General features: G+C 38.4%; 18 protein-coding genes. 6 read left to right on the forward strand and 12 right to left on the reverse strand.

Going from position 1 to position 26,778, the window contains the following annotated elements; genetic code table 11:
- Nucleotides 1–79: 79 nt before the first annotated feature.
- The 4 genes from CWB76_RS08240 to CWB76_RS08255 all read right to left on the reverse strand — a co-directional run bounded on the left by CWB76_RS08240 (nt 80) and on the right by CWB76_RS08255 (nt 5,905).
- Nucleotides 80–2,494, reverse strand: a complete 2,415-nt coding sequence (locus CWB76_RS08240) for a TonB-dependent receptor (RefSeq protein WP_138606737.1) — start codon at nt 2,492–2,494, stop codon at nt 80–82.
- Between the two features lie 334 nt (nt 2,495–2,828).
- Nucleotides 2,829–3,695, reverse strand: a complete 867-nt coding sequence (locus CWB76_RS08245) for an EamA family transporter (protein WP_008115672.1) — start codon at nt 3,693–3,695, stop codon at nt 2,829–2,831.
- A gap of 174 nt (nt 3,696–3,869) precedes the next feature.
- Nucleotides 3,870–4,868: a Gfo/Idh/MocA family protein gene (locus tag CWB76_RS08250; RefSeq protein WP_138606739.1), complete on the reverse strand. Its 999-nt coding sequence runs from the start codon at nt 4,866–4,868 to the stop codon at nt 3,870–3,872.
- Between the two features lie 35 nt (nt 4,869–4,903).
- Nucleotides 4,904–5,905 carry an AraC family transcriptional regulator gene (locus tag CWB76_RS08255; RefSeq protein WP_138606741.1) on the reverse strand — a complete coding sequence of 334 codons (1,002 nt, stop codon included), beginning with the start codon at nt 5,903–5,905 and terminating at the stop codon, nt 4,904–4,906.
- Nucleotides 5,906–5,992: 87 nt separating this feature from the next.
- Between CWB76_RS08255 and CWB76_RS08260 the strand changes: the two genes are divergently transcribed.
- Nucleotides 5,993–7,591 (forward strand): GMC family oxidoreductase, encoded by a 1,599-nt coding sequence (locus tag CWB76_RS08260; protein ID WP_138606743.1) that lies wholly within the window; start codon nt 5,993–5,995, stop codon nt 7,589–7,591.
- Here the strand turns inward: CWB76_RS08260 and CWB76_RS08265 are convergent.
- From CWB76_RS08265 to CWB76_RS08275, 3 genes are all read right to left on the reverse strand, one after another.
- On the reverse strand, nt 7,583–8,392 hold the full coding sequence (locus CWB76_RS08265) for a class I SAM-dependent methyltransferase (protein ID WP_138606880.1): 810 nt from the start codon (nt 8,390–8,392) through the stop codon (nt 7,583–7,585). The genes CWB76_RS08260 and CWB76_RS08265 overlap by 9 nt on opposite strands.
- Before the next feature lies 1 nt (nt 8,393).
- Nucleotides 8,394–8,786: a hypothetical protein gene (locus CWB76_RS08270; protein ID WP_138606744.1), complete on the reverse strand. Its 393-nt coding sequence runs from the start codon at nt 8,784–8,786 to the stop codon at nt 8,394–8,396.
- A gap of 67 nt (nt 8,787–8,853) precedes the next feature.
- Nucleotides 8,854–9,273 carry a DUF3429 domain-containing protein gene (locus CWB76_RS08275; protein WP_138606746.1) on the reverse strand — a complete coding sequence of 140 codons (420 nt, stop codon included), beginning with the start codon at nt 9,271–9,273 and terminating at the stop codon, nt 8,854–8,856.
- A 213-nt stretch (nt 9,274–9,486) separates the two neighbouring features.
- On the opposite strand from CWB76_RS08275, the gene CWB76_RS08280 reads away from it, so the two are divergent.
- Nucleotides 9,487–10,755: an ABC transporter substrate-binding protein gene (locus CWB76_RS08280; protein WP_010389226.1), complete on the forward strand. Its 1,269-nt coding sequence runs from the start codon at nt 9,487–9,489 to the stop codon at nt 10,753–10,755.
- 9 nt (nt 10,756–10,764) lie between these two features.
- Nucleotides 10,765–13,020 carry an ATP-binding protein gene (locus CWB76_RS08285; RefSeq protein ID WP_138606748.1) on the forward strand — a complete coding sequence of 752 codons (2,256 nt, stop codon included), beginning with the start codon at nt 10,765–10,767 and terminating at the stop codon, nt 13,018–13,020.
- 142 nt (nt 13,021–13,162) lie between these two features.
- Here the strand turns inward: CWB76_RS08285 and CWB76_RS08290 are convergent, their stop codons facing one another.
- Nucleotides 13,163–16,693: an ATP-binding protein gene (locus CWB76_RS08290; protein WP_138606750.1), complete on the reverse strand. Its 3,531-nt coding sequence runs from the start codon at nt 16,691–16,693 to the stop codon at nt 13,163–13,165.
- Nucleotides 16,694–16,948: 255 nt separating this feature from the next.
- On the opposite strand from CWB76_RS08290, the gene CWB76_RS08295 reads away from it, so the two are divergent.
- The 3 genes from CWB76_RS08295 to ahpF all read left to right on the forward strand — a co-directional run bounded on the left by CWB76_RS08295 (nt 16,949) and on the right by ahpF (nt 21,576).
- The gene (locus CWB76_RS08295) at nt 16,949–19,051 is read left to right on the forward strand and encodes a two-component system response regulator (protein WP_138606752.1); all 2,103 of its coding nucleotides are present in this window, start codon (nt 16,949–16,951) and stop codon (nt 19,049–19,051) included.
- 216 nt (nt 19,052–19,267) lie between these two features.
- Complete coding sequence (ahpC, locus tag CWB76_RS08300) at nt 19,268–19,837, forward strand: alkyl hydroperoxide reductase subunit C (protein WP_008115650.1); 570 nt, start codon at nt 19,268–19,270, stop codon at nt 19,835–19,837.
- Nucleotides 19,838–19,998: 161 nt separating this feature from the next.
- Nucleotides 19,999–21,576: an alkyl hydroperoxide reductase subunit F gene (gene ahpF, locus CWB76_RS08305; protein ID WP_138606754.1), complete on the forward strand. Its 1,578-nt coding sequence runs from the start codon at nt 19,999–20,001 to the stop codon at nt 21,574–21,576.
- A 94-nt stretch (nt 21,577–21,670) separates the two neighbouring features.
- Here ahpF and CWB76_RS08310 read toward each other — a convergent pair whose 3' ends face one another.
- The 4 genes from CWB76_RS08310 to CWB76_RS08325 all read right to left on the reverse strand — a co-directional run bounded on the left by CWB76_RS08310 (nt 21,671) and on the right by CWB76_RS08325 (nt 26,588).
- On the reverse strand, nt 21,671–21,862 hold the full coding sequence (locus tag CWB76_RS08310) for a DUF3185 family protein (protein ID WP_008115648.1): 192 nt from the start codon (nt 21,860–21,862) through the stop codon (nt 21,671–21,673).
- Nucleotides 21,863–21,911: 49 nt separating this feature from the next.
- Nucleotides 21,912–23,936 carry a hybrid sensor histidine kinase/response regulator gene (locus tag CWB76_RS08315; RefSeq protein ID WP_138606756.1) on the reverse strand — a complete coding sequence of 675 codons (2,025 nt, stop codon included), beginning with the start codon at nt 23,934–23,936 and terminating at the stop codon, nt 21,912–21,914.
- Nucleotides 23,937–24,141: 205 nt separating this feature from the next.
- Nucleotides 24,142–24,993, reverse strand: a complete 852-nt coding sequence (locus CWB76_RS08320) for a patatin-like phospholipase family protein (RefSeq protein ID WP_055011446.1) — start codon at nt 24,991–24,993, stop codon at nt 24,142–24,144.
- Between the two features lie 170 nt (nt 24,994–25,163).
- Entirely contained in the window at nt 25,164–26,588 is a 1,425-nt protein-coding gene (locus CWB76_RS08325) for a sensor domain-containing diguanylate cyclase (protein WP_138606758.1), read from the reverse strand.
- Between the last annotated feature and the right edge of the window lie 190 nt (nt 26,589–26,778).

Below are 26,778 nucleotides of genomic sequence, written 5' to 3' on the forward strand. Positions count from 1 at the left end.
TCAAGAGGCTCAAATTAATTTGAGCCTCTTGATTGTACTTAAACTTATCGTTTAATTACATTTCAAACTTGTCGCTTAATTATATTTCAAACTGATAGTTAAATTTAATGCCAACAGTAAGCGGGCGATTAATAAAGTAACCATAGTTACGTTGTATGTCTGCGCCATTGGCTGTTGTAATATCCGCATCTGAGCGACGAACAGAGGTAACCGCATATTTATTAAATAGGTTATCTACATATAACGTAGTCGACCACGCATCGGCGGTTAATTTAGCTGAAATATTACTTAAGCTATAACCTGGGAGTGCTTCACCGTTGTCACGTAGGCCTACTTTTGAAATTACATCACTTTGTGCAGTTAAACCATAGTTAATATCAAGGGTTTTATCATTTAAAACGTCTGTTTGGTAGTTAATCCCCATAGAGAACTGATGCTCAGGTGAGCCCGGTAAACGGTCGCCATCTACCGCGCCATCACTCCCGTCAGCATTAAATAAATACGGAGCGTCTGAGGTTAGTTCTGCTTTTGTATAGGCATAAGTTGCATAGGCTGTAAATGAGTCTGATAAAATTGCACGCGTGGCAATTTCAATCCCTTTCGCATTTGCGCTACCAGCATTTGATAAGTAAGGTAATTGGCCTACTGTTGTTGCACCGGCAATTTGTGCGTTGTCCCAATCTACATTGAATAGCGCAGCATTAAAGTGCAGCTGGCTTCTCATCCAAGTACTTTTGAAGCCTAGCTCATAGTTAGTGGTTGTATCGGCATCGTATAGCATTTCATCAGGTGTACCACAGCCTGTTTGTTGATCCTCAGGTAGAGGGGTTGGGCAAGGCACTAAGCCATTTGAGCCACCAATTCTAAAGCCTTCACTAATGGTTGCATACGCCATCACTGAATCTGTAAATTGGTATTTAGCATTAAATTTGAAAAGATTACCGTTATCACCGGCTTCGTTCTCTTCAAAGTTAACTGAAATTGCATCAGGTGCAGCACCTTCATACAAGGTATTTGCTAATGGGAAATCAAAAGCCGCTTTTGATTCTACGTCGTATTCGTAAAAACGCGCGCCAATGGTAATGTCGAGTTTATCGGTTACCTGGTAACCCACTTCACCAAAAAGTGCAGACTCAGTGACTTTGCTGCCAGTAATTTCTAAATACTCTAAAGAGTCAGGTCTAAGTTGTGCGCCACCAAAATTATCAACCGCGAACTGATCAAAGCCTGGCGTAAACTCTCTGCTTGATGCGTCGGTATCGGTTTTATTGTAAAAACCACCAACAATCCAGCTTAGGTCGCTATCGCTTTGTGAGACCAAACGTAGCTCTTGAGTGAAGGTATCGACTTCGTCTAATTCACGGGTAAATGCCGAAAACGAAGGAAACTCTTCGTAGCCATAGTCTAAACGAATTAAAAGGTCAGTTTGGTCGCGTTGACCATCGGCTTCAAAGTGTGAAATACCGGTAGCTGATACCAGCTCAGCAAAACCTAAGTCGGCTTTAAGTTCAAGGCTGAGTAATTGATCTTCTTTTTCCCGTGGCTCTTCAAAACGGTACGCTGACTCGTATTTGCCGATGCGATCATTTAAACCATTATTTTCGTTTAGGCTATTGTGATGAACAATTGAGCGACCTTCGGTGTCTTGCTTTTGATAGAAGTAGTTTAATGTGCCTTCGAATGACTCGTTTGCCTTGTAACGTAATGAAATACGCCCAGTTGTGGTGGTTTCACCGTTGGCGTCTTTTACATTTTTAAGATTGCTGTTTACTGCATCAAGGTTTGTCCAATCAGGGTCGGTGATCGACACACCTGGTTCACGAACGGTGTAGGCGTAGTCAATAAACCCTGGGTCTTCATAAATATTTAAGCTGGTACGAACAGCAAGTTTGTCTTCAATTAATGGTAAATTGAAGATAAAACCGGCTTCGCCGCCGATTGAATCACTTTCTTGAGTTTGAAAAACATCACCAAATACTTCACCTGATATGAAATCAAGCTCTGGCTCTTTAAGCATGTAGCGAATAGCGCCACCTAATGTACCAGCCCCGTATAGTGTGCCTTGTGGCCCAATAAGTACTTCCACTCGTTCTACATCAACAAGGCGCATATCTACCGATACTGGAATTTCGTTAATGTAAGTAGCTACCGTGCCGCCATCTGATGAAGGGCCTGATGAATTTGTATTTAAACCGCGAACTATAATAGGTGAGCCAGAGCGACCACCTTGATCAGTAATTGTTAAACCTGGCACCCAACGCGCTACATCGGCTAATTCGCTGATATTTTGGTCTTTCATTACATCGGCATCAAGCGCAGTAATGTTAAGAGGCGCAGCCTGAATAGAGCCACTTCGGCGTGTTGCTGTAACCTCAATAACTTCAAGCGATTTATTTTTTTCAATAATTTGCTCTTGTGCTGTTGCATTACCGCTAAATAATACACCGCTCAGTGCGCTTGATACAGCCAAGGTTAACAGGCTTGGTTTAAACATAAAAATTGATCCCAGTTAGATTTAGTACGTTAATAAATGAGCACTAATAGTATCAGGGAGTTTTGTTGATGGAAATAAAAATATGAATTTTAATTCACTTTTTTAGAATAAAAATTAAAGTGTGGGTTTTTACTTAAATTTAAAGTTTAAATATAACAAGGTGTTTGTATAAATAATGCACACACAGTAGATGGTATATATTGTTTTAAGTGCAACAATGAATGGTGTGAAAGGAGAGATAAAACGCAGGCTTAGTTATACTAAGAGGGAGTTGTAAAATAGGAGATGAGAAGTTGCGCCATGATAGTTCATGACGCAATTAAATTATTAAACTCTAAGCAGCAGGCTGCTTTTTACCATTAGACATGGAGCTGCCTACCGAGGCAATAATCACCAGTAAAATAGCCAGCCACTGCCAAATGCTTAGCAGTTCACCTAAAATAACTAAGCCAGCGAGTGCTGCAATTGCAGGTTCTAGGCTCATTACAATACTAAAACCTTGTGGCGACATATTACGTAAAGTAATCATTTCAAGAGTATAAGGCAGGGCGCTTGAAAGCACGGCGATAGCAATACCTAATGGAATAATATCCCAAGTAAATGCAGCACTTTGTGAAATGCCGCCATAAGGTACCAGCACAATGGCTGATATTGTCATGCCCATCGCAACCGTTGCGCCACCAGAGCTTTGACTGCCTGTTTTCTTACCAAATAAAATATAGCCAGCCCAACAGGCACCCGCCGCAAGTGCGAGTACTACACCGACTGGATCAAGGCTGTCTTGACCTTTCATATCAGGTAAAAGTAATAAAATACCGGCCACTGCACAGGCAACCCAAAATAAGTCACGTTTTCTGCGAGAAGAAAACAACGCGACAGCTAATGGGCCTGTAAATTCAAGCGCAACCCCAATACCTAATGGGATACGTTCTATCGCGTAATAAAATAGAATATTCATGCCGCCTAAACTTAAGCCATAAATTAATATGGGTAAGCGTTGGCTTGCAACAGGGAAGTGTTTCCATGGTTTAAAAATCAAACACAAAATAGCGGCCGAAAACCCTAAACGTAAGGCTGTTGTGCCCTCAGGTCCAACAATAGGAAAAAGCTGTTTAGCCAGTGACGCGCCTGACTGAATCGTCATCATTGCTAGCAATATGCATAAAATAGCCAGTAATAGATCTTTGGTTGATTTTTGCATGGATGTCCTTAAAGATTGCGATGAATTTTGGCGGCATGTTACCTGCTTTTGATCTCAGAGGTAAGTCAAATTTTGTGATCTTTTTAAGCTTAATTCAAAATAGCAGTGTTTAGTAAAGTGTGCTCAAAGGCCAAGCGATAAAATACGCTTATCGCTTAGCCGGTAGTTTTTGTTTTATTCAGAGGATAAATCTGCTGGGTAAACAACACCAAGTTGTGCGCGTGCGGTATCAAGTACTTGCATTACATCGACAGAAAGCTGATGAGTATTAACGCTAGACTCCCCCTGATTTTGCTCAATGGTATTGATAAAGTTCTCGAGTTCGTACTTCATAAAGTGCTCGTCAAATTCCGTGCTAATAAGCTCTTTATGACCATTGTTAGCAATAAACTCTATTTTTTTAAGCTGCGACACGGCTTCAATTCTAATTCGACCTAATTCCCCCTGAATTTCAGTGATATTTTCGCCTTGTGAAATTTTCGAATAGCTGATCACCGCTTGTCTGTCGGGATAATTTAAAAGCACATCGCCTGCACCATCTACACCACTTTCAAGTAATACGCCGCTGGCGTGAACAGAGCGTGGTACTCCCCATAATGCAATAACGAGATAAAGTGGGTAAATACCCAAATCTAGTAAGGCACCATTAGCAAATTCAGGTAAAAAAGTATTCGGGCGCTCACCATTTTTATACTTGTCGTAACGTGATGAATACTGACTAAATTGACCAATAAACTTACGTGGTGTGCCTATTTTTTTTAGGGCAGCTTGTAAGTGCGCAAAATTAGGTAAGTGCGTTGTCATCATCGCTTCCATGTAAAGGCGCTGATGCTGCTTTGCCGCAGTTAAAATAGCCGCAAGTTGCTTGCTATTAGCCGCTGAGGGCTTTTCGCCTAATACGTGTTTGCCCGCTTTTAAACACTGTATTGCATATGCACTGTGCAGGCTATTTGGCGCCGCTATATAAACTACGTCTACTTGTTTATCTTGGCACACAGCATCAATAGAGGTAAAAATTTTAGCATCGGTATTTGTTGGATGATTAGCTAAAAAGCGCTCGCCGCTGCTTATTTGGCGAGAGCAAATACCGTATAAATTAAAATTGCTGAGTGTATTAGCCGCTGCCAATAACGTGTCGCTAATAAAATTAGTACCTACAATTACAAAATTCATGAATAGCCTTTGCTGTTTTTAAACAAGTGCGCAGTTTAACAATGTTTGGCTCTAAATGCGCGGGCAGAGCAATTAAACCAACGTTTAATGCTAGTACATAACGTAGCTTGCTCCTGATAACCTAAAAGCTCTGAAATTTGAGTCACCGACAATTGGTTTTGTAATAAATAGTGCTCACATAAGGCGCGGCGAGTAGCGTCTTTGAGCTTTACAAAACTGGTATCGTGCTTTTTAAGTTCTCGGTGCAAGGTGCGAGGGTGAATATTAAGCGCAGCGGCAATGGTATTATTAGCGCTTTGAAATATCGGCAGCATAATACGAATAAGCGCGCTTACCTGAGCAGGCAAAGATTGGCTATAAGCATTATTTTCAGCTAAAAAGTTAAGTGCTGCTTGGGTTTTATGCTGCTTAGTTACGTTAAGTGTTAAATCTAAGTCTTGTTTGGCAATTAATACACCGGCGCTATTTCTGTGAGTAATAACCTTACAGCCAAAATGCTGGTGGTAGGTCAGCTTATTTGTGCTTAGGGTGTGAGGTAAAAATACACTTTGTGGCTTACAGCGGCCATTACTTATATTTTTTAAAGTGGCAATGGCCAATGCAATGGTGAGCTCTATTACTTGGTTTATTGCCGGTAATGGCCTGAGATTTATAGCGAATGATAAAAACACGTGCTCATTATCATCAAGTGGGTGAGTGGTTAAATTAAGCGCTGGCGTATGTAAGTGCAAATATTTTATCACCCAATCTAGCGCCTCGGCTAAATTAGTGCCTGTTTGAGCGGCTATTGCAATATGGCCTAAAATATCAAAGCTTTGCAGGCTTGCTAGTTTTAAACCAAAATTTGGACAATTCAGTGTATTGGTGCAATGCTCTAATAGCTGTGCATACGCGCGGTAAGTAAGGGTCTCTTGCTCTAGTTTATTAAAGTCCACATTAATGGCGCACTGCTGCATTATGGCAGCGAGATCTCCCCCAAGTTCTGCAATTAAATGGTCTATTCCTTGTAAAGAAGTGACTCTAATTAAACGGCTCATAAAATATACTTTTGGTGAGGGTGTCTAAAAATAACAAGTTTTTATTCGATGTTCCATGCAAACTGGTTTTTTAATTGGAGAATAATTATGCATACCACTACATTTGATTACATTGTTGTTGGCGCAGGCAGTGCAGGCTGCGTTATTGCATCGCGATTATCTGAAAATAAAAATGTGAGTGTGTGCTTAATTGAAGCGGGCGGCAGTGATAAAGGTGCAATGGTTCAAATGCCTGCAGGGGTTGCTGCTAGTGTGCCTTATGGCATTAATAGCTGGCATTACAATACGGTACCTCAAAAAGAACTTAATAACCGCTGCGGATTTATGCCTCGTGGCAAAGTGCTTGGCGGTTCAAGTTCCATTAATGCCATGGTTTATATTCGAGGTAATAAGCACGATTATAATAATTGGGCTGCACTGGGCAATGAGGGCTGGGACTATGAGAGTTTATTGCCTTATTTTATTAAAGCTGAAAATAATAAAACCTTTACTGAAAGTGATGTACACGGGGTTAATGGCCCTTTGCATGTGCAGGATTTAAGCCAGCCAAGCCCAGTAAATCAGCTGTTTTTAAACGCCTGCGAACAACAAGGTGTACCGCACAATGGCGATATAAACGCAGGGCAGCAAGTGGGAGCCAGGTTATCGCAAGTGACTCAATATCAAGGGGAGCGTTGTAGCGCGGCAAAAGCGTATATAACCCCCCATTTAAATCGAAAAAACCTAACTGTGCTTAGCAAAGTACACGTTAATAAAGTACTTTTTTGCGATAAAACCGCAACCGGAGTCTCTGTTTCTATAAACAATAAGGCCGTTGTATTGCATGCAAAAAAAGAGGTGGTTTTAAGCGCTGGCGCAATTAACTCACCGCAAATTTTAATGCTATCGGGAGTTGGCCCTAAAGAGCAACTAAAGCAGCATAATATTGAAATAGTAAACGAGCTTTCTGGTGTTGGAGAGAACCTTCATGACCACTTAACCGTTGTGCCATTGTATAAAGCTAAATACAGTAAAGGCACATTTGGTATAAGTGCGGGTGGGGCGTTTAATATTGCAAAAGGATGCGTTGATTGGTTTGTAAAACGTGAAGGGCAGCTTACTAGTAATTTTGCAGAATCACATGCCTTTATAAAGCTATTTTCCGATTCAAAAGTACCCGACGTACAGCTTGAATTTGTAATTGGGCTGGTGGATGACCATAGCCGTAAACTGCACCTAGGCCATGGTTATAGTATTCACTGTAGTATTATGCAACCTAAAAGCCGTGGCACGATTCGATTAGCCGATGCCAACCCCTTGAGTGCTCCACTTATTGATCCTAATTATTTAAGCCACCCCGATGATTTAAACGTGATGTTAGCGGGGCTTAAAAAAACACTGCAGATTATGCAAAGTGAAGCATTTGATGTAATTAGAGGTAATATGGTTTACCCGCTAGATATTAACAATAATGAGCAGCTTATTGAGTATATTAGGCAAACGGCCGAGACTGAATATCACCCTGTAGGCACTTGTAAAATGGGGCAAGATGCCATGGCGGTAGTGAATAGCCAACTACAAGTACATGGCGTGAAAAATTTGCGTGTGGTTGATGCCTCAATTATGCCGCATATAATTACCGGCAACACTAATGCCGGTGTGATAGCCATTGCCGAAAAAGCAGCTGACTTAATTAAGCTAGCTTGACTTATAAAACGCTGTTAACCATTGCTGCCAGTCTTGCTCTAGTTTGATCATTTGCAGGTGTTTTTTAGCAGCAAAATGCTTGCTTTTATCCTCGTCAGCTAAAAACGGCCCTACACGACATAGCGAGCAATAATTATCGGATAAGTAAGCAGGAAAAGTTAACAAGCTAGCCAGTTCAGGTAAGGGTTTTTCACTAAATACATAGGTAATGCCGCTGGTGTCTTTAACGTGCTTATCACGGTCAACATTGCGAATTTTATAGCCACTAAAGTGACTAATATCAAATGGCATTTGCCCTTGATATTGTTCGTTTAAATGGGTATTTAAACTGCCTTCAATATTCCATTCACGGTACGGTTTAACATCTTTTGAAGTGATGAAACACAGCCCTGCGCCTTGCGGGTTTAAAGCAAACTCATTAGCGTATTTTATAAATTGATGCAGTAATGCACGGTTAAGTACGTTCATGCTGGTATGGCGAGTATTATGTTCAAATGCATCACGACCAACAAACGCAGGAATAAGCGGAAATTGAAAAATAACCACATCAAAACTATGTAAATGCTGGCCAAGCGCTTGCCAACATTGTGGGTTGGTTACATCAAAACTATTAAGTACTTCTACCTTTTGCGACTTTAAAGCATTGAGCGCATTGTCTGGGTATTTTTGCTCAATAGTTGATTGGTCGTCGTAAGTGGATGCCACTAACTTTTTTGGCTTAATATGACGATAAAGCGCATTTGAAAACGATAAATCGCCATCACCTACTGTAAGTATGTTCCAGTTTGGATTTAAATACATATTAGCGTGAAGATGTGTTTGGTTTTTCGGGCTCATCATCTTGCTGAGGTGCTTGATGCAACCTGTACATAGCTAAACGTGTTTTTAAACCCTCAATAGCAACCTGTTTTAAAATTAGGTTAAAGGTAATCAAAATAGCAAAAACAATGTGGATAGGACCATGGGTAAATCCTGCGTCAGGATCAAATATAGATAAACCAAACAATACAAACAACACAACCATTAGTATTTCAATGAGTTGATTTGAATAAAAAGAAAGACGACCTTCGCTTTTATGATCTTTTTTTATGCTAATGGCACAAAAAAAAGGGATCACTTTTATTTTAAAAGCGGCGTTTTTTTCTACAAAATTCTCACCAAGGTCAGTGAGCTGTTGGCGCAATTGGTCTATCATGGGGTGTCCTCTCAATACAGTGCGCGGATGTTACCCTATTACAGACCAATGGTTAAGTAATGGCGTGTTATTTAGGGTAAATACTCATACCAATAATTAAGATATGACACACAAACACCACAGATGTGAGCACAAAGCGCATTTTTTGGTAATCTTTGTGGTAACTCTGCCAATTAACCGACGCTTTTTCGAAAATCAGAACCAACCAAAAACTCGCGCCTAACCACGCAAGCATCCACTCAATCGGCAAAAATGATAAAAACGGAATAGGAATGACCGGCAGCACAGCTTTAATGGCATCGGCAAAGCTTTGTTGCCCTGCATGCCATAAACTACCTGCCATAAACGCTAAAATAGCGATGCTGTAAAAACTAAAAAACTCTAAATTAACACTGTTACTGCCAAACATAAGTGGCCAACCCACACAGCCTAAAAACGGCAGCAAGCCCAAATAGCCTAGTTGAATGTGATTAACAAATTTTTCCATGGGTAAGCGCCTTAATCGAGTAGGTATTTCAACACTGCTAGTGTAACAAGGATAGATAGAGTTATCTTATAAAATTTATACAATAATTAAACGACCATGTTATTTATGACGATCACTCATTTTAATTAAAATAGTGTTTTTTGAAGCGCTAAGTTAGTGATTATTCGATTATTACCTATACTGATTGTGGGAATCACTAAATGGATGATTAGTATGGCTAACAATGTCACTCGACGTAAATTTTTAAGTACGCTAGCGGTCGGTGCTGCGACCTCTGCTGTCGCATTTAAAGCGCCGTATGTGTTTGCAAAAAAACCGGTTACGCTTAGAGTCATGGGAACGCATGTAACTTTACAAGAAGAGCTTAGAGTCCGCGCCATGCAAGAGCTCGGTATTAATATTGAATTTACCCCTATGGGGAGTGCGGCCGTTTTACAAAAAGCAGCAGCTGATCCCTCTTCATTTGATTTATATGAACAATGGTCTGACTCAATTAATATATTGTGGCAAGCCAATGCTATTCAACCAATTGAAGTAGAAAGACTAAAATATTGGCAGGAAATAAACCCACTAACCAAAACCGGTAAGTTAGTTCCCACAGCAAAATTGGGCGCAGGTGATGCGCCCAACAAAATTTTATATGTTCAACAAGATGGCTCACTTGGAAGCCAAGCAACTGATAAAATAAGTTTTATGCCTTATGTTCACAATGTGGATTCATTTGGCTATAACACTAATTTTATACCTAAGGGTGTGGCTTACGAGACTGAGTCATGGGGCTGGTTGCTTGAAGAGAGTAACAAAGGTCATGTAGGTTTGGTGAATGCCCCCACCATAGGCATTTTCGATGCCGCATTGGCAGCCCAGGCTCAAGGGCTGATGACATTTAATAATATTGCCAATATGAGTGTTGCAGAAATAGACAAACTGTTTGCAATTTTAATTAATAAAAAGCAAGCAGGGCATTTTTCTGGGTTTTGGACGTCGGTGCCACAATCGGTTGAGTTTATGCTTAAAAAGCGTGTGCACATACAAAGTATATTTTCTCCGGGGGTGACTGCATGTAGAGCCCAAGGTTTACCCGTTGTTAATGCATCTCCTAAAGAAGGGTATCGAGCATGGCATGGAGTGATGTGTCTCTCTGCTAATACGGTAGGGCATGTAAAAGACGCCGCTTATGAATACATGAACTGGTGGTTATCGGGCTGGCCTGGTGCATTTATTTCCAAGCAAGGTTATTACATTTCTAATCCAGAACGTAGTAAAGAAATAATTACCACCCCCGAATGGGATTATTGGTACGATGGCAAAGAAGCGACTCAACCACTAGCGGGTACCGATGGCAAAAATATAATTATGCCAGGGCAAATTCGCGATGGCGGCAGCTATGAAAAGCGCTTTTCTAATATTGCGGTGTGGAATACAGTGATGGATAACTACGATTACAGTTTAGATAAATGGTTTGAACTACTAAACGCATAAGGGAATTGAATGCTGAAACAGTTAATTGGTTCTTTATCTATTAAAGTATTATCTTCGTTGGCTATTTTTATTTTAATACAAATAATAGTTTACGTTGTTATTAATGAGCGAACCGACAAAATAGAGCAAGCCAGTAAAAATGTATTGAATATTAATGGGCTGTCAGTTGTTGTATTTGAAATTAACAAAGATATTTTACAGATTCAACGAGATATTTCGGTTTATGGTGTGTCGGGTAGCGAGGTTATTTTTGATAAAATAAAAAGCACTCAGCAAAGTATTCAAGCGCGGTTAATTGAAGCACAACAGCGAATTCAGCAACACAAGATTAAAAACTCATTAAACGCCATGCAATCATTGGTTTTAAATTATGGCAAAAGTATCGATAGTCTTAAAAAACGATATGATGAAAAGTCTAAAATTATTGAGCAACAGTTACCAAATACCTACGAATTAGCATTAACTACCTTAGCAAGCAGGGATGGAGAAACGGCCAGGCTGGGCAAGGACTTATTATTGTTTCAGCTAAAGGATCATTGGCATCATCTGTATCGCAATTCAGTCCTGTTTTTAACTCAACGCGATTACGCCAAACGTAGTCAAGTAAAACAGCGGCTACAATTAATTAAACAATTAACCAACAGTGGCGCTACAAACAAAATGATTGGCCACAACAAGGTCGAGCAACTAAATAGTTTAACAACTAAATTCGAGTCTTTATTTGCTCAGGCCATTCAAGTTAATAGAAACTATTTAACCTTAAGTAATATTGTTATTGCCGGTGATTCGGTCGAGTTTTCAGCACTTGCCAAAAAATTGCAAGAAGATGCATTGTTGTTGCTTAGTGATATTTCGAAAACCAGTCAAGAGAGCATTGATGCTGCGCAAACTGTTATTCAAGTGTCGTTATTTTTGTCTGTTACCTTGTTTATTCTTTTCGCTTTATTTTTTCACTTTCATATTATTAAAGCGATTAACAGGCTCACAGTTAGTTTTAGATCATTTCTAAATGGTGATTTCTCAGCAAACATAGCTGATATTAACCGTGAAGACGAAATAGGGTTTTTAGCCCAAGCAGCAAATAAATTTAGAGTGCTAAACGAGCGCCTAGTTGAAGCAAAAAAAGCGGCAGAAGAAACATCCCGAATCAAATCTGAGTTTTTAGCTAATATGAGCCATGAAATACGCACTCCCATGAACGGTATTTTAGGCATGGTACAGCTAGTGAGTAATACAGAGCTTGATGCTAAACAAAAACGCATGATTGAGGTTATTAGCTCTTCAGGCAACAGTTTATTGGTTATTCTTAATGACATTCTTGATTTAAGTAAGCTTGATGCCGATAAAATGCTACTAGAAAATAGAGAGTTTAAATTAAGTGCTTTATTGTATGAGCTGGAACAAATTTTTAAATCGCAAGCCGACCATAAAAATATAGAGTTTAAAATAGTAAAAGAAAAAGTAGATTCTGTTGATTTGGTACAAGGCGACGAAACCCGTTTAAAACAAGTACTAATGAATTTATTGGGGAATGCATTTAAATTTACAGAGTATGGAACAGTAACATTATCTGTTGCTCTAAAAGAGAAAAATAGCAGTGAAGTGATGTTACTATTTAGCGTTATCGATAGTGGTATAGGTATTTCACAACATAGTATAAAAACGTTATTTGATGCTTTTACACAAGCTGACACTTCAACAACACGTCGTTTTGGTGGTACAGGGCTTGGATTAACTATCTCTAGTAAAATATTAAACTTAATGGGCAGTAATTTACAAGTAGAAAGTGAATTGGATAAGGGTTCGAGATTTTATTTTCAGTTAACGCTTAGTACTCCATCATCAAATGTGGCTGAAAAACAACAAGCACAATTACCCGATGTAAATATTAAAAATAAAGATGTGCAGGTATTAATTGCCGAAGATAATCCGGTAAATCAAATCGTGCTAGAAAGCTTTTTAAAAGCAATGGGTATTAAACATATAACCGTGGCAGATAATGGTGAAATAGCGCTTGAGCTATGTACTAAACAACAATTTGATTTAATTATGATGGATATTCAAATGCCGGTAATGGGCGGGCTTTTGGCAACTAAATATATTAGGGAACTAGCCAATTACCACGATGTGCCCATTATTGCCGTTACTGCAAACATCACTGAAAAAGACGAGCCTGAGTACGTGACAGCGGGTATAACTAACACTATAAACAAGCCTATAGAATTCAATAGTTTAAAAGTTATAATTGACCAGTATAGCGAGTAAGAATAAACATCCTATGTGCTTTTATATTTTTTGGTGGTATTGGTTAGCAATACACTCAAAAGTTAAAAGCGCCTTTAGGCGTTTTTAACTTTAATTAGCAATACATATTTTCATTGGTTTATTCATTATCACCACCAAAATGCTAACTACTGGGTTGTATCTCTAAGTAGCTGTTAATGGTTGATTCGAGTTTTTTGTAGCTAGTTTGAATGAGCTCTAATTTATTCTTCATACTGCCCATGGCATTTTCACTGGCCATTACTTCTAATTCATCAAATAATTTATGCAAGTTAGCCGCACCTACATCACCCGATGAGCCTTTCAAGCCATGACTTAGTTTTGATATTTGCGATAAATTATTGTTATTTATTGCATCCTCAAGTTCTTCTAGCTTCATTGGTGTACTTTGAAGGTATAATTCGCATACTTTTATAAGCAGCTCTTCATTATTTAATAACCGAGATAGCGCGTTATCTTTATCCCAATCAGGTAAACTTTGACTATCCAAAGTATCAGAAATTGGTTTATTAATTTCGTTAAGCTGATTATTTTCCAATGGAGCTTCTTTTATAAAAGTTGAAGACAACCACTTTGTAGCTGTTGCAACTAATACCTCTGCAGAGATTGGTTTAGTGATGTAATCACTCATTCCTGCATCTAGGCATTTTTGTCTTTCACCCATCATTGCATTAGCAGTCATAGCGACTATGGGAATATCAATATTTTGAGGCGCTGCTTCACCAGCTCTTATTTGTTTTGCTGCATCATAACCATTCAATATAGGCATTTGGCAGTCCATAAATACACAGTGGTATTGATGATTATTGGCCACCGAGTTAACAAGTTTTTCTACTGCTTGTTGGCCATTTGACGCGGTATCTATCTCTAAAGATAAACATGACAATATACCCGCGGCTACTTCTATATTTATTTCGTTATCATCAACGATAAGAACATGTGCCCCTTTAAAGTCAGAGTTATCAGTTTTAACTGAGTCTGATTCACGGCGTTTGTTAATATTAATATTACTGCTACCAGCACTTATTTTATCTTCAAGGCTGCGTTCATCGGCGACTGCTTTTAAAAACTCTGAAATAAGTATTGGTTTAGAAAGTAAGCTGGCTTGCACGTGTCTTGTTTTAATTTGAGGATAACCGCGATTTGCTAATAAAATAACTTTAATTACATGATTATTAGCAATAGTTGGCCACATTTCATCTAAACGTTTTAACAATGTGTCGTCTTGTTCAATAAGTATAAAGTCAGGTAAAGACACGTTTTTTATATCATCTGAAACAAGAGATTGTTGTAATTGTTCAGCTGAAAAGCTGTTTCCCGAAAAAGCAGCTATTAAATTATTTATGCTGTTGGCCAACTCGTTATTTTTGGTAACAATAGCAAAGCTTTTGTTTTTTAATCGTGGGGCAAAACTATAATGAGTTGTATCAGCGTTGCTCAGTGTTAGTTTTATATGAAAACTACTACCTAGTGACTTTTCTGACTCAAAGCTAATTTCTCCGCCTAGAAGGCTACAAAGCTGTCTACATATAGAAAGCCCAAGCCCTGTTCCACCAAATTTAGATGCCACGCTTTTGTCTTCTTGAGAAAAGGCGGTAAATAATTTGCTCTGGTTTTCTTGTGCAATGCCCACACCGCTATCGGTAACTTTTACGTGAACGGTCACAGTATCATTGCTTGTTTGCTCGCAATAAGCGGTGACCTTTATAAACCCAGTTTCAGTAAATTTAATCGCATTATTTACTAAGTTAGTCAGGATTTGTGAAAAACGATGGGGGTCAGTTGTAATCGTTTTACATTTTAAATTCACAACATCTAAAACAAATTCGAGGCCTTTCTCCTGAGCTTTAACAGCCATACTGCCACAAACGCTTTCGATTAATTTTATTAAATTAAACTCTTTAAAGTTCAACTCAAGTTTACCGGCTTCTATTTTAGATAAATCCAAAATATCATTTATTAATACAGATAAAGCACTCACACTTACTTCGGTCATTTCTAAATAGTTTTTTTGTGTTTCACTTAATGGCTCTTTTTTTATTAAGTTTAAAGTACCCACTATGCCATTAAGTGGAGTACGCATTTCATGGCTTATATTAGAAATAAACGCGCTTTTTACTTCACTGGCTTGTTTGAGCTCTTTAGTGCGAATAGTTACTTTATTTTCAAGCTCATGATTTACTTTTATTATTTCATTCTCAATGGTGCGCTCTTTGGTTACATCTCTGGCTATTATTGCTATGCCAATAAACATTCCAAATTGATCGATAATGGCTGATAAAGAGAGTGAAAAGTAGCGTTTAGTAGAGCCGTTACTGATACTAGCGTCTTGCTTAAATTGACGAGTACCACCAGTGAACTTTTCAATTATCTCGTTAAAATTTAGCTGATCTATTATTTTTAAATCATTAATTGATTTTCCAATAGCTTCTAATTCTCCAAGTTTAAACATCAGAGTTGCGGCGTTATTCCAACTAGAGACAATACCGTTATTGGTAATGCCAATTACCGCATCAGATGATCCGGTTATAATCGCCTCAGATTGTGCGCGCGCATTTGCAAGCTCTTGGCTTTTGCGAAGACTACGATTGAAAAATGCGAGAATGATAGTTAATACAATAACCAAAATAAGTAAAAAGGCGTAGAGCTTTGTTCTACGTTCCATTTCAATATTTTTTATATACTCAACAGGCGCTAAAACGTGGCTAGATAAAAAGTTTTGTTTTTCACCCAGCGCTAAAGTGATTTTTTTTCTTGCGGTGTAATAACTTGTTTGCGCATTGCTTTTTGGTTTTATAAGCGACAATGAGCTATTAGCAACGGGGTTAAAAGTGTAATTATTATTGATGCTAATATCACTATTTAGGTCTTTACCAAAGGTGAAATCTTTATTTGGGTGTGATAAAAAATAGCCGTTACTGTCAGTTAAAGCGAGTTGAAATGGTGTATTAATACTGTTTTTTAAAAGGGTTAATAAGTTGTTAGCATTCACGTTAATTATGATAAAGCCAAATCTATTTTGATTTTCATCAAAAATTGGCATAGACAGCCTCAACATCGGGCGATAAGGAAACTCTATTTTACCGTACTCTCTATTCAACGAAATTTCAGACATATATATTTCGCCATCAGAGAGGTTACTACTGGCCGTAAAGTACTCTTGCGCTCCTTTATTTTGGAGCCTATTTAAATCTATAACCTCTACTGCACCCTGAACGCGATCAACCCTTACCAGTTCTTGTCCTTTTTTGTTGGTACTGATGATTCTTAGCTGCTCGTAATCGGGGTTATTTTTTAAAAACGCTGCAAATATAATTTCAAGCCTTGTTTTCCATTGAGCATAGGTGGTGTTTTCTAGTGGGTCTACTCCTTTGTTATTTGATGCCCTAGCTAAACCTTTGATTGGAGGGGTTGCGTGTAAAAAACGAATATCTCGACGGTAGTTTTCAATAACCTCTTGCGTTTGTGAATTAATAGATTGGTTTTTGTCTATGATTTCATGCTCTACAAAGCTAAGTACTGAGCGCGATAAACTTGCTTCATTAATAATAATGGCTACAACAATTAAGGTCATTATGGCGGATAAAGAAATTGGGAATAAAAGGGTGTAATTACTTACCTGACGAATTATCCTTTTCTTAAGATTTATTGGCATCCACTACTCCAATTAAAGACCAGCCATTATTTAGCTACCCTAAACTTAGAGGGCTATAGGTAATTGATCAAGTTTTACTTTTAATAAAGAGTTTTGTTTTGTATTCATTTATCTCAAATTTAGAACTCTACAAACCCTTTTTGATTGACGCTAATAATATAACACTTAAGTATATATTTTAGGTAATTGGTGGAGGTTTGGGTTAACTCAGCTAGACTTTAGTTGCGTTTGTTTAATTTTTTATGGGAAGTGATTGTGTTAACCACTGTAGATCAAAGCTTTGCGCAACGAGTACTTATTGTTGATGATGAACCCACTAGTTTAATGATTTTAGAGGGAGCTTTATCAGATATTGCAGAAGTTATATGTAGCGATACTGGTTTTGGCGCCATTGAAAAAGCACAGCAGTTCTTACCAGAAATTATTTTATTAGATATTGAATTACCTGATATTAGCGGGTTAGAAGTGTGTAAACGCTTAAAAAACGATCCCAAAACTAGTGGTGTAACAGTAATATTTATTACCTCCCATAATGAGAGTAAGTTTGAGCATTTGTCTTTAGAGTTGGGTGGGATTGACTATATACAAAAGCCCGTTGATCTTAAGGTATGCCGCTTGCGCGTTGGCAATCATCTAAAACTAAAAACACAAGAGCAACAACTAAAACATTCACAGCGTTTACTTGCTATTGAATCAGAAAGATTGCGCGTAACGCTCAACTCGATTGGCGACGCAGTTATAGCAACAGACAAAGACGAAAAAATAACGTTTATGAACCCGATTGCAGAGATGATGACCGGTTGGGTAATGCATGAAGCAGTTGGTAATCATATTTCAGAGGTTATGCAACTAAGGGATGCAACCACAAAGCACAAAAGCCTTAATCCAATTTCTATTGCTTTAAAAGAGCAGCGAAGAGTAGCTATGGCGCTTAATTGCCAATTAACGAGCTTAAATGGCAGAATTCATCGGGTTGAGGATTCTGCTTCCCCCATCAGAGATGAAAAGGGGAATATTATTGGCGCGATTATAGTTTTTCATGATGTGAGCGAGTCGATTGCGATGGCTGTTAAGATGAGCCATTTAGCAAACCATGACCAATTAACCGATTTACCCAATCGAATTTTATTACATGATCGCGTTGCGCATGCTTGTCAGGTATCTGTGCGTAATGGTTTTTTAGTGGCGTTAATGTTAATTGATATTGATCATTTTAAATATTTAAATGATACAGAGGGACACCATGTTGGCGACCAAATCATAAAACTGGTTGCTAAACGACTTGAATCTATTGTTGATTTAAATACGACCTTGGCCCGTGTTGGCGGGGATGAATTTGTATTGTTGCTCCCTGATATTAAATCGCCGTGTCATGTTGATGCTGTTGCATCTGATATTTTGTATGCAATGCATCAACCTTTTCGTGTTGATGGAAGAGAGTTTAATTTAACTATAAGCGTGGGAATTAGTATTAATCCAACGGATTCTGATTCTGCCGAATTAATGATGTCGCATGCTGATGCAGCAATGTATAAAGCCAAAGAGTATGGTAGAGATAGATTTTGTTATTTTTCAGATGACTTAGAACATGAGTTTCATCAACGTCAAAATATAGATAAGCTTTTGAGAAATGCACTTGAAAAAGACACGTTGGAAGTTCACTTTCAGCCCAAGCTTAGTTTAAAAAATAAATTAATCATAGGTGCTGAGGCGTTAGTAAGGTTAAGAGATGAGGAAGACGGTTTTATATCGCCGTTACACTTTATTCCATTAGCTGAAGAGACTGGTTTAATTAATAAGTTGGGTCATAGCGTTTTAAAACAAAGCTGCAGAGCGGCTAAACGCTGGCTAGATAAAGGCCATCCAATTAAAGTTGCTGTTAATGTTGCTGCTAAACAATTTACAGATCCTAAATTTATAGAAAGCGTAGCACAAGTACTTGAGGATACTGAGCTTCCTAGTGGTTATCTTGAATTAGAAGTGACAGAAAGCGCTTTAATGAGTGATTTTGATGAAACAAGTAGGATATTAAACGGGCTTTCAAACCTTGGTTTGAGCATAGCGATAGATGACTTTGGAACGGGCTATTCGAGTTTATCGTATTTAAAGTTATTTCCTGTTGATGTATTAAAGATTGACCAGTCATTTGTTAAAGATATGGTTGATGATAAGCAAAGCCTAGATATTGTGAAAGCAATCACCCATTTAGCACACTCACTTAATTTAAAGATTGTTGGTGAAGGCATTGAAACTCAAGCACAGCTCGATACACTTATTTCGCTTGAGTGTGAAGAAGGGCAAGGATTTTTGTTTAGCAAAGCTTTACCTGAAAATGAATTTGAAAATCTCATTTTCTGATGGCTACCTTTAGTGCTCAGTGTAACTAGTATTTTTAATTTTAAGATAGCTTGCATTCAATTATTGTAACTTCTCATCTCGATCAATCTTAAAAAGCGATTGTTTTAATCTAAACAATCAATTTTATTTAATTTCTCAATGGCCTTATTGTATTAATCAAGCAAACGCACAAGGCGTTAACTTTTTTAAATACACTAAACATAAATGAGGAATACTATGAGCACTTCATTGATTAACACAAAATTACAACCTTTCAATGCAACAGCTTACCACAATGGTGACTTTGTAGAACTCACTGAAAAAGACGTATTAGGTAAGTGGTCTATCTTTTTCTTTTACCCAGCAGATTTCACATTTGTATGCCCAACTGAATTAGGTGACCTTGCAGATCATTATGCACAGCTACAAGAAATGGGCGTAGAGGTTTACTCGGTATCAACAGATACGCACTTTACGCACAAAGCTTGGCATGACACGTCAGACACTATCGGTAAAATTACTTACCCAATGATTGGCGACCCAACAGGACGCATTACACGTAACTTTGGTGTAATGATTGAAGATGATGGTTTAGCACTTCGCGGTACATTTGTAATGAACCCAGAGGGTGAAATCAAAGTTGTTGAAACGCATGATTTAGGTATTGGCCGTAGTGCTAAAGAACTTGTTCGTAAAGTACAAGCCGCACAATACATTGCCACGCATGACGGTGAAGTATGTCCTGCATCTTGGCAGCCAGGTGAAGACACATTAGCACCTTCACTAGACCTAGTTGGTAAGATTTAAACCTTACCTTCACTAAATTTAGAGTAGTACATAACTCTAATACCAGTGAGCCTACTTGGCTCACTGGGCACTCTCCCACGCCATCACTCTTTTCTAAAATTCGCACATGCACTGATGGCATGGGGGTTCTGCTGTTTTATTTTTCCGTAAGGGGCTAAGCCATGTTAGACAACAACATAAAGAACCAATTAAAAAGCCATTTTGAATCGCTGACTCAGCCTGTTGAGCTGCTTATCGCCTTGGATGACAGCAAAAAATCAACAGAAGTAGAAAGTTTAGCGAATGATTTAGCATCACTAAGCGATAAGTTTAGTGTGAGTAACAATCCAGATACTTCGGCACGCAGACCTTCAATGGTGGTGCATTCGCCACAAAAAAACACCCATATTACCTTCGCAGGGGTACCTATGGGTCATGAATTTACTAGTTTAGTGTTAGCGCTATTACATACGGGTGGTCACCCTAGTAAAGCAAGTAAAGATGACATTGAACAAATACAAACACTTGAGCAAACACTCAATTTTGAAGTGTATATTAGTTTGAGCTGCCAAACCTGCCCGCAAGTGGTTCAAGCGCTCAATACAATGGCTGCTACAAATAGCAATATTAAAGCCACCATGATTGATGGTGCTCTGTTTCAAGATGAAGTAGAGCAACGAAATATATTGGCTGTACCTGCTGTGTACTTAAACGGAGAACCTTTTAGCCAAGGGGCAATGAGCCTAACCGATATTTTGAATAAAGTTGATAGCAAAGGTGCAGAGCGTCAAGCCAAAGCATTGAATGAAAAATCAGTGTTTGATGTTCTTGTCGTCGGTGGTGGGCCAGCAGGTGCTTCGGCAGCTATTTATTCTGCACGTAAAGGGCTAAATACGGGGGTGGTTGCCGATCGATTTGGTGGCCAGGTAGCTGACACATTGGCCATTGAAAACTTTATTTCGGTAAAAGCAACCGAAGGGCCAAAAATGGTGGCTCAGTTAGAAGAACATGTTAAAGAATATGATGTTGATGTAATGCACAACCAACGCGCGGCAAATCTGCAAAAAGGCAGTAATGGCTATGACATTACTTTAGAAAATGGCGCTTTATTAAAAGCAAAATCACTCGTATTAGCAACCGGTGCACGCTGGCGTGAAATGAATGTACCTGGCGAGCAACAATATAAAGGTCACGGCGTTGCATACTGCCCGCATTGTGATGGCCCATTATTTAAAGGCAAATCTGTTGCGGTAATTGGAGGTGGTAACTCAGGTATTGAGGCGGCTATTGATTTAGCTAACATAGTAGAGCATGTAACGGTGCTTGAATTTGCCGATACGTTACGTGCTGACGAAGTACTTATTCGTAAAGCAAATAGCTTAAAAAATATTACTATTATTAAAAATGCACAAACTACTGAAGTACTCGGTGATGGTAATAAAGTAATAGGCCTTAATTATACCGATCGTGTTTCTGGAGAAAGTAAGGAGCTAGCTTTAGCCGGTATATTTGTACAAATTGGTTTGATACCAAACACCGAATGGTTAAAAGAGAGTGACCTTGAGCTTAGTCAATTTGGTGAAATACTCATTGATGCAAAGGGTGCAACGTCGTTACCGGGTATATACGGTGCGGGCGATGCGACCAATACGCCATTTAAGCAAATTATTATTGCTATGGGCGCCGGAGCAACTGCTAGCTTAGGAGCTTTTGACTATTTAATTCGCCAAGCACCCGATGCAGAGCAAAATGCTGCTTAATAGTGTTTTAGCGTAAGCCTCTTGATAAAACAGCTCTCACCCATAGCTGTTTGTTCACCCAAGCCGCCCTCTCCAAAGGCGGCTTTTTTGTGTGCTATTTAAGTCGGGTAAGGCCTACTAAAATACAAACTGCGCCACCAATAAAGCCAAGCCATGCTTCTACTGGGGTTTCGCCATTGAATGCACGAGTAACTTGTGAAGCTGCAGAATCGTAAACATCATAACCCCACATACCAAGTGCTACGCCAATAACAATAAGTACAATACCAATGATTTTATTTGTCATAATGATCCTTTGTGTTTTTAGTGCTAGTTAATCTGGGCGACACTCGTTGTTATAATGTGGCTACGCCCAGTCTTTTTAGTGTATTTGTAATTGCTTCTTCTATCGCTGGCAGTTTAAACGGTTTGGCTATAAACATATCCATGCCTGCTTGCTTACAGTTTAGTTTATCTTGTGAGGATGCATTAGCAGTTAACGCCACAATATAAGTTTCTTGCGAGTCACAGATACCTTGTGCCTTTAGTTGCTTGGTGGCTTCAAAACCATCCATGATAGGCATAATGCAATCCATAAAAATAAGGTCAAAATGCTTTTGTTTGCATTTTAACAGGGCATCTTGGCCGTCAATAGCAAAGTCTGATTTTATATTAAATTTATCCAGTGCAGATTCTAATACCAGGCGATTTATTTCGTTATCATCAACCACCAAAACCGAGAGCTGATTACTATGGTTATTAATAAATTTAAGGCTAGGTTTTTGTGTTTGTTGTTTACCAAGCTCAATTGGGATAGTTAAGGTAAAACACGTGCCCACGTTAACCTCACTGGTTACCTCAATTTTACCATTCATAAAACCAACGAGCTCTTTAACTATGGCTAAGCCTAACCCGGTGCCACCTTTATTGTTGTTAGCATCAACCTCTTGGGTAAAGGGCTTAAATAATGAGTTTAAATATGCTTTACTCATGCCGCGACCCGTGTCGGTTATTTTAATTGTAAGTAAAGGGCGCTTTGTATTTAATGCTAACTGTGAATCGAGAGAAACAGAACCATGCTCTGTAAATTTTAATGCGTTACTCAGTAAATTAGAGATAATTTGGCTTAATCGAGAGGTGTCGCAGTATACCCAAACATCATTAGGAATGAGGTTAGTGGCTCGTAGTTCAATGTTTTTATTGCTAAACAATACCGAATACAAAGAAACCAAATCGGTAAATACCGTTTTAAGTAGGGAGTGATGAGGCTCCAGTTTTAATTCACCATGATTTATTTTTGAAAAATCGAGCACTTCATTAATAATATTCAATAAAATATCAGCACTTCGAAGGGCGACTTTAATTTTTTCCGCCCGCTTGTCATAATCGTGTTCATCTATGAGTGTCGCTAACATACCCGTAATGCCATTTAGCGGAGTGCGTAGCTCATGGCTGATTTTTGCAAACAGCATACTTCTATCTTTGAGTAATTGTTCAGCGAGCGCTTTTTTTTGTTTTAACTCTTCGCGTAACTTTACGGCTTCAGTTATATCTTGAAAAGTACCAAATAACCGCACACATTGGCCGTTGTTAAACTCGGCCTCACCAAAGGTTGAAACCCAAATGTTCTGTTGCTTAGCGGTAATTATTTCCAGCTCTAAGTGCCATTTTTCACCCTTAGATACCGCATTTTCTACCGCTTTATTAATGCTATCTCGGCTTTTGCCCGCTTTATAAAACTCGATAGCGGTATTCATATCAGGAGTGAAGCCTTCTTCGGCTTGATGAATGCGCCGAGTTTGTTGGCTCCAAAAAATAGTATTTTCTATTAAGTCGACTTCCCATGTACCTATATTTGCCACGCTTTCAAGCTTTAATAAAGTGTCACTATTTTTAGTGAGATTGGCTTTATCCTGATTGCGCGCAAATTCCGAGCCTAACCACTGCGCTAATAATTCAATATAATCATAGGCTTCATCGCTAAAAGGAGCGCATTCTTGAGCTGATGAAAAGTTAACGGTACCAAACACGTCTGTGCCTATTCGTATAGGCGCACCAATGTACGCTTCTAATTGGAAATTAATGTAGCATGGATGATTTGCAATACTACTTTGCGACGCATTATGAAATGCGAGTGCAGAGTTGGCCGACAAGGTATGCGTGCAATAGGTGCCGTTTAACTCAAACTCAGTGCCAATAGCAAGAGAATTGTCAGGGGTGATGGCATGTAAAACAATGTAAGAATCATTTTTTACACGGCTGATAATAGCTAAGTCGAGTTGAAAAACATCGAGCCCAAAAGCAAGTAAGTCTGCAATTTTTTGATCAAAGCTTAGCTGCTGATCTGAGACTATATTATGAAAGCATCGAAGAAAATTCACAAAAACCCTTAATTTATTTGGTGTGTACACAAAATTTAATGCAAAAAACACGCCTAAATTTAATCTGTTTTTTGCAATACGATGGCGAACACATCGTTCTTTATTACATTACCCCGTTGATTTAAAAATTAATAGCTGGAGTAAGCTGTAAATTCAAAGGTTATATCAATGTATACTTCTTATAGGTTGATTTTATAGCTTATGATCATTCCTTAGCAAATCGAGAGTTATTCAAGTAGGTTTTAGCTTCACTTATGCCCATTTGATAGCCTGAATTGAGTATAGCCCGATTTTTAGTGGTGCGACCGACTTTAAACCCCATTGGAGGTGCGATAATATTTACTTTACAATCAGGTGGAGCATTATGCAAAAAATCAATACTGTCATTATAGTTTTTAGAACGCTGAATAGTGGCCTGTGCAAGTGCAGGGGTATCTTTATAGAGTTGTTTAGTTAACCACGGTACTTTGTTATCTTTTTTACGATAGCCTAAAGGTTGAGAAAGGATAACCGTTATTTCTGATGCCCCCATTTCATAAGCTTTTTTTACCGGAATAGAGTCGGCAACGCCACCATCGGTCATGGCCATGCCATTTATTTTTGGATAATCCCGATAAGCTATGGGTATAGCGCAAGAGGCTTTTAATTGCTCTACCATTTCGCTGCCTGTTGCTTGTAAATAATGAGCTTGCCCAGACTCGATTGCCGTTGCAACAATATAAAAGTCGTGAGGGGATTGAGAGAATTCGTCGGTATTTAAAGGAATTTCACGTATGGTCTCTTGCCAAAGCCAGTCCAAATCAAACAAATGGCCGCCTTTAACAAATCGGGAAAGGTTAATAAATTCTGGCCTACAGGAATAATCAGTAATCACTTTGTAGTTTCGAGTTGCTTGCTTACATAGATAAGCCGCGACGTTCGTTGCTCCAGCAGATACACCAAAATAGCTGGTAAAAGGTTGATATTGCTGTGCTAAAAACTCATCTAGCACGCCAGCTGCAAAAATACCGCGCATGGCACCACCCTCTACCACTAATGCATGTTGGCTATTGCTCATATTAACTTCCTTCCTTTGACAATACACTTATGCTACCAAGTGTGCTCAAACTGTGCGAGCAACTTTTTGCTTTGATTCGGGACTTGTTTTAATTATTAGTTAGGATAAGAAAATATCAAAGGTTGCAGGGAATAGAAGCGATAACTTGTTCTTAAAAATTAATATATACGTTATTCAAAAGAACATATTTGATCTCTGCCTGCTTTTTTAGCTTTGTATAAAGCAATGTCGGCATTTTTTATTATCGTTTGCATATTAGTATTAGCGTTTGGGTAAGTGGTAAAATACCCAAAGCTCATTGTGATATGAGGAGTAACAGAAGAAAATTCATGGGGAATATTTAACGCTTTAATTTTTTGCTGTATCAGTACAGTAAACTTTTGGCATTGTTCTTTATTAGAGGCCGGCAAAATAATTGTAAATTCTTCGCCTCCATACCGAGCTACTATATCACCCTCACGTTTACATACGCTTTTTAAAGCGCGCGCCACTTGTTTTAATGTGTCATCACCTTTTTGGTGACCATAGTTATCGTTATAGCGTTTAAAGAAATCGATGTCACACATAATCAAACTAATAGGCTGATTATGTCTTGCACAACGCTTAATTTCACTGTTGAGAGTGCTATCGAAAAAGCGACGGTTTGCAATATCAGTAAGTGCATCGGTATTCGCTAATTTATTGAGCTTAGTGTTGGCGTTAATTAATTGCTGTTGGGTTAACTGCAGCTTTTTTTTATAGTTAATATTCTTGAGGGCATTATTGATGATTTCACCTACGAGCTTTATTCTAATCAAATCAATTTTGCTCCAATTGCGCTTAGTTTTAACGCAATCACAGCCGATGAAGCCTACCAGTTCCTCATCGAAACGAAGGCCTATGCATAAAACCGACTGAATGCTTTGCTCTTTAAACTCTGCTTTTTCAGCGTCAGCTTTAGTAGGTAATAGCTCAATATCATTTACTTGAAATAGATGGTTCTCATTCATCACTTCAAAAAAATAGGGGAGTTCAACCTTTGGTATGTTTTGCAGTCTGTCTTTGCAAGCAACAATATCCTTATTGACCCACTCGTGAGTATTAGTAATAGTTTCATTGTCAGTGTTAAATTCAAATAAATAACTACGGTCAGCCTTTAATACGGTGCCAATGGCTTTGAGGGCAAAGTTAATTTGTTGGTCTATATTATCGTTTTGTATATCAATAAGTTTGGTAGAGATTTTAGAGATAATATGATCAAAGTTGTATTGCTCTGTGAGTGTATGATCTTGCTCTAAAGTGAGCATAGATATTGAGCCATCAATTATAGAATGATCAATATTTAACAGTTGTAAAGTGGATTCAGAATCTAATAAAACGGTTGTTATATTAGAAGAAAATAATTGCTCAATACTGACAACTTTATCATTACTAAAGTCGCGCAGCACAACATTGCTAAAAGCACCTTTTTTAACAGCACTTTCATCCTCTATTTTGAGTAACGTTTTGGCATGCTGATTTAATGTGTAGTTTTGGTTTTTATCATCATAAACAATCACGGCTAAATTAATAAGATTAAAAACCTGCCAAATTGTTTTGTCTGAGTCATGACTCACTGATTTCTCCGCAATTATACAGGCAGAACTCGCCAAATCTTTTAATTATTAATAATATATGTCTCTTTATATTTAGTACAGTTCTTTGCATTTTACTAAGTTTTTAGTGCGTTTAATTGGTCTTCGTATTACAATTGTGACTGTATATCATTTCGCACTTTCTAATTTTGCTTTATTTCATTAGCTTACT

Origin of the sequence: Pseudoalteromonas sp. S1609 (genome assembly GCF_005887255.1) — a bacterium.
Lineage (GTDB): Bacteria > Pseudomonadota > Gammaproteobacteria > Enterobacterales > Alteromonadaceae > Pseudoalteromonas.

What these genes read in the sequence shown, in the direction of transcription:
- CWB76_RS08240 (WP_138606737.1), bottom strand. Translation starts at nt 2,494, where the DNA reads ATGTTTAAACCAAGCCTGTTAACCTTGGCTGTATCAAGCGCACTGAGC.
- CWB76_RS08245 (WP_008115672.1), bottom strand. Translation starts at nt 3,695, where the DNA reads ATGCAAAAATCAACCAAAGATCTATTACTGGCTATTTTATGCATATTG.
- CWB76_RS08250 (WP_138606739.1), bottom strand. Translation starts at nt 4,868, where the DNA reads ATGAATTTTGTAATTGTAGGTACTAATTTTATTAGCGACACGTTATTG.
- CWB76_RS08255 (WP_138606741.1), bottom strand. Translation starts at nt 5,905, where the DNA reads ATGAGCCGTTTAATTAGAGTCACTTCTTTACAAGGAATAGACCATTTA.
- CWB76_RS08260 (WP_138606743.1), top strand. Translation starts at nt 5,993, where the DNA reads ATGCATACCACTACATTTGATTACATTGTTGTTGGCGCAGGCAGTGCA.
- CWB76_RS08265 (WP_138606880.1), bottom strand. Translation starts at nt 8,392, where the DNA reads ATGTATTTAAATCCAAACTGGAACATACTTACAGTAGGTGATGGCGAT.
- CWB76_RS08270 (WP_138606744.1), bottom strand. Translation starts at nt 8,786, where the DNA reads ATGATAGACCAATTGCGCCAACAGCTCACTGACCTTGGTGAGAATTTT.
- CWB76_RS08275 (WP_138606746.1), bottom strand. Translation starts at nt 9,273, where the DNA reads ATGGAAAAATTTGTTAATCACATTCAACTAGGCTATTTGGGCTTGCTG.
- CWB76_RS08280 (WP_010389226.1), top strand. Translation starts at nt 9,487, where the DNA reads ATGGCTAACAATGTCACTCGACGTAAATTTTTAAGTACGCTAGCGGTC.
- CWB76_RS08285 (WP_138606748.1), top strand. Translation starts at nt 10,765, where the DNA reads ATGCTGAAACAGTTAATTGGTTCTTTATCTATTAAAGTATTATCTTCG.
- CWB76_RS08290 (WP_138606750.1), bottom strand. Translation starts at nt 16,693, where the DNA reads ATGCCAATAAATCTTAAGAAAAGGATAATTCGTCAGGTAAGTAATTAC.
- ahpC (WP_008115650.1), top strand. Translation starts at nt 19,268, where the DNA reads ATGAGCACTTCATTGATTAACACAAAATTACAACCTTTCAATGCAACA.
- ahpF (WP_138606754.1), top strand. Translation starts at nt 19,999, where the DNA reads ATGTTAGACAACAACATAAAGAACCAATTAAAAAGCCATTTTGAATCG.
- CWB76_RS08310 (WP_008115648.1), bottom strand. Translation starts at nt 21,862, where the DNA reads ATGACAAATAAAATCATTGGTATTGTACTTATTGTTATTGGCGTAGCA.
- CWB76_RS08320 (WP_055011446.1), bottom strand. Translation starts at nt 24,993, where the DNA reads ATGAGCAATAGCCAACATGCATTAGTGGTAGAGGGTGGTGCCATGCGC.